3 protein-coding genes are annotated in these 3,192 nt (G+C 44.9%); 2 read left to right on the top strand and 1 reads right to left on the bottom strand.

Annotated elements, in window-relative coordinates:
- Positions 1-856: oxygen-dependent coproporphyrinogen oxidase (gene hemF / locus Q0991_RS20270; RefSeq protein WP_299491953.1), on the bottom strand; the 856-nt coding region annotated here is incomplete at its 3' end.
- Between the two features lie 392 nt (positions 857-1,248).
- On the opposite strand from hemF, the gene acsF reads away from it, so the two are divergent.
- Positions 1,249-2,328, top strand: coding sequence for a magnesium-protoporphyrin IX monomethyl ester (oxidative) cyclase (gene acsF, locus Q0991_RS20265; protein ID WP_299491951.1), 1,080 nt, complete (start codon positions 1,249-1,251; stop codon positions 2,326-2,328).
- A 3-nt stretch (positions 2,329-2,331) separates the two neighbouring features.
- Positions 2,332-3,192: class I SAM-dependent methyltransferase (locus tag Q0991_RS20260; protein ID WP_299491949.1), on the top strand; the 861-nt coding region annotated here is incomplete at its 3' end.

Below are 3,192 nucleotides of genomic sequence, written 5' to 3'. Positions count from 1 at the left end.
GAAACTGTCGCTGGCGATCACCATATTCCATTCCCTGTCGCCGTTCTACAATAGGTAGATAGGCGGGTAAGAAAGACTCTCCACAACTGCGAATAAAATCAAATAATGCTTCCCAGCCGCAATCGATGGTACCGACATGATCACTATATTGGGCTGCTGCACCTTCTAGGTCTGGCCCTTGATAAAGTTGACCTCGACCGTCCTGATAGTCAAAAAATATACCACCGATACCCCGTGCTTCTTGGCGATGTTTTAAATAAAAGTACTCATCACACCAACGTTTGAAGGTCGGGTAAAATTCTGGATGATGTGGGTCGCAAGCTTGTTTAAGAGTTTGGTGAAAGTGGATCGCATCCTCTGCAAATGGATAGTAAGGGGTTAAATCAGCACCCCCACCAAACCACCAAACTGGACCAGCCTCAAAATAACGGTAGTTGAGATGCACTGTCGGGACATAGGGGTTACGCGGATGCAAGACCATGGATGTCCCTGTGGCAAAAAAATCATGACCCTCAGCCTCAGGGCGCTGATTCAAAATCGCGGGTGGTAGAGAACTCCCCCAGACTTCTGAATAGTTGACTCCCCCTTGTTCAAAAACTCTACCGTTTTGAATAACACGAGTTCGCCCACCGCCTCGTTCAGGTCGTTGCCAACAATCTTCTTGAAAACGAGCTTGACCATCAAGCTGCTCTAATCCCTGACAGATCTGATCCTGCAACCCTCGCATAAACTGCTTCACTCTTTGGCGAGAATCCACGGGCGAAGAATTACTGGAGGTAGTTATGGATGAAGTAAGAGCGGATGAACTATTGGATATTGAATGGTTATTTCTCGACCGAGTCGCAAGTTTTGACATATTGGTATTGAAATATAAATCACTGAATAACTATATAACTGATTTACAAACTCATAGTATCCATTCATAAAAAGTCACAATTATATAGTCTCCATCTGACTGAGTGAACCAAAAGAGTGGATTAACAGGCGAGTCTAAATCTCAATCCTCCTGGTTGGGGTATGAATCAGTATTTTTTCAAACCTGGCTAAATCTCCTTCTCCTTAAGCCATGAAAGTTTCGATGAGATTAGAGTTATCCGACCATACAACCTAGATGTTGGCCTTGTGGAGTAAGGGGATATTCCTCACAGACCTTGTTTTAGGAGTATTAAGGCAAACATTTGTAAAATAATGCTAGATCAAACAATTAGCTATAGTCTAATATAGCTGAACAGTTATTTTAAGATATCCATGGTCAATACTCTGGCAGCATCATCCCAAGCTGACCTCAAGCAGGGTACAAAGAGAACAGCAATTGAAGAAAGCGTTCTGACCCCTAGGTTCTATACGACCGACTTTGATAAGACCGCCAAGCTAGATCTTTCAGCTCAAGAGGCGGAGTTGAAGGCGGTTTTAGAGGAGATGAAAGCGGACTATAACCAACGCCACTTCGTTCAGGATCAAGAATTCAAACAATCTTGGGACCATATTCAAGGCGAGGAAAGACAGGCTTTCATTGATTACCTGGAACGATCTTGTGTTTCAGAGTTTTCTGGATTTCTACTTTTTAAAGAGTTGTCTCGTAGGCTTAAGGGTCGTAGCCCCCTGCTGACAGAGATTTTTCAGCTGATGGCCCGCGACGAGGCCCGCCATGCAGGCTTTATAAATAAAGCAATGGCTGACTTTAATATCACACTGGAACTGGGGAAATTAACGAAAGAGCGCACCTATACCTTCTTCCCCATTGAGTGGGTACTCTACACGGTTTATCTCTCGGAGAAAATTGGCTATTGGCGTTATATCCTCATCCATCGCCATTTAGAAAAACATCCTGAACACCAGTTCTACCCGATTTTCCGCTACTTTGAGCCTTGGTGCCAGGATGAAAATCGCCATGGTGATATCTTTAAAGCCCTCATTCGCTCCCAACCTCAGCTCTGGAAAACCTGGCGATCTAGACTTTGGAGTCGCTTCTTTCTGCTGACAGTCTTTGCTACTCATACCCTGACGGTTCATGAACGGTCTAAGTTCTATGAGATGTTGGGGCTTGATGCCGCTGAATTCGATGCTGATGTGATTCGACACACCAACGAAACGGCCAAGCGAGCCTTCCCTTCCGTGTTAGATGTGGATCATCCTGACTTCTTTCCTCGCCTGAAGAGATGCTCAGACAACAACATCAAAATGAAAGCGATTGACAGCAGTAATCAGCCTCAGGTCATTAAGTTCTTCCGAAAGCTACCGTTAATTGTAGGAACACTCTGGTATTTATTACAGATCTATCTTGCTAAACCAATTGATGCTGAACTGCTGCGAGGTTCTGTACGTTGAGCTATGGGAAGTAAGCTCAAACCCGATTGGGCTGGGGGGGATTTACTCTCCAGCTTTATTAATCACTTGATCCAAATTAAGCCCATCTATGCAGTGATGAAATACCAGGCCAGGCAGGTCTTGATCAAAACTGCCGAACAAAATGGCATTCCCTGGCAACAAAACTACCAGTCGCTTGAAAGGTCAGGAGCGAAGGGACTTCTGAATAAAATCACCAACCCCACTGTGACTTATCCAGATTACTACCTAGTCCCCTTTCACGCTTATTCTGCAGGTAACTTGTGCTGGAAGGCTGCCTTTGAAGCGCCTTCAGCCATTCAATCCATGGCGTTACGGGTATGGCCTAAAGAAAATTTGAGTTGGCAAACAGCTCAGAATAGACTGCGCCACAGCTTCCACCAAGTTTTGGGAGAGTATGGTCCCCATCCGGTTGCTAATATCCTGGATATGGGTTGTTCCACTGGCATCTCAACCCGAACTTTGCATCAGTACTACACCAGTCGCCAAGATGTCAAAGTAGAGACGGTAGGTCTAGACTTATCACCCTATATGCTTGCGGTTGCCCAAGCCCTAGATATTCAATCAGATATTTCTTCCTGGATCCATGCCCAGGCGGAAGATACAGGGTTATCTGATGAGTCTTTTGATGTGGTAACATTACAATTTGTCACCCATGAATTACCTCGTCAAGCCACCCGTAACATTTTCCAAGAGATAATGAGAATTTTGCGTCCGGGTGGGTGCCTTGCGCTCGTCGACACAAACCCCACTTCACCTGTGATTCAGAATCTTCCACCTACACTCTTTACCTTGTTAAAAAGCACAGAACCTTGGAGTGATGACTATTATACGTTTGACATGGAA

Source organism: Acaryochloris sp. IP29b_bin.137, assembly GCF_028285745.1.
GTDB lineage: Bacteria > Cyanobacteriota > Cyanobacteriia > Thermosynechococcales > Thermosynechococcaceae > Acaryochloris.
This window is presented reverse-complemented; position numbering and strand designations above follow the sequence as displayed.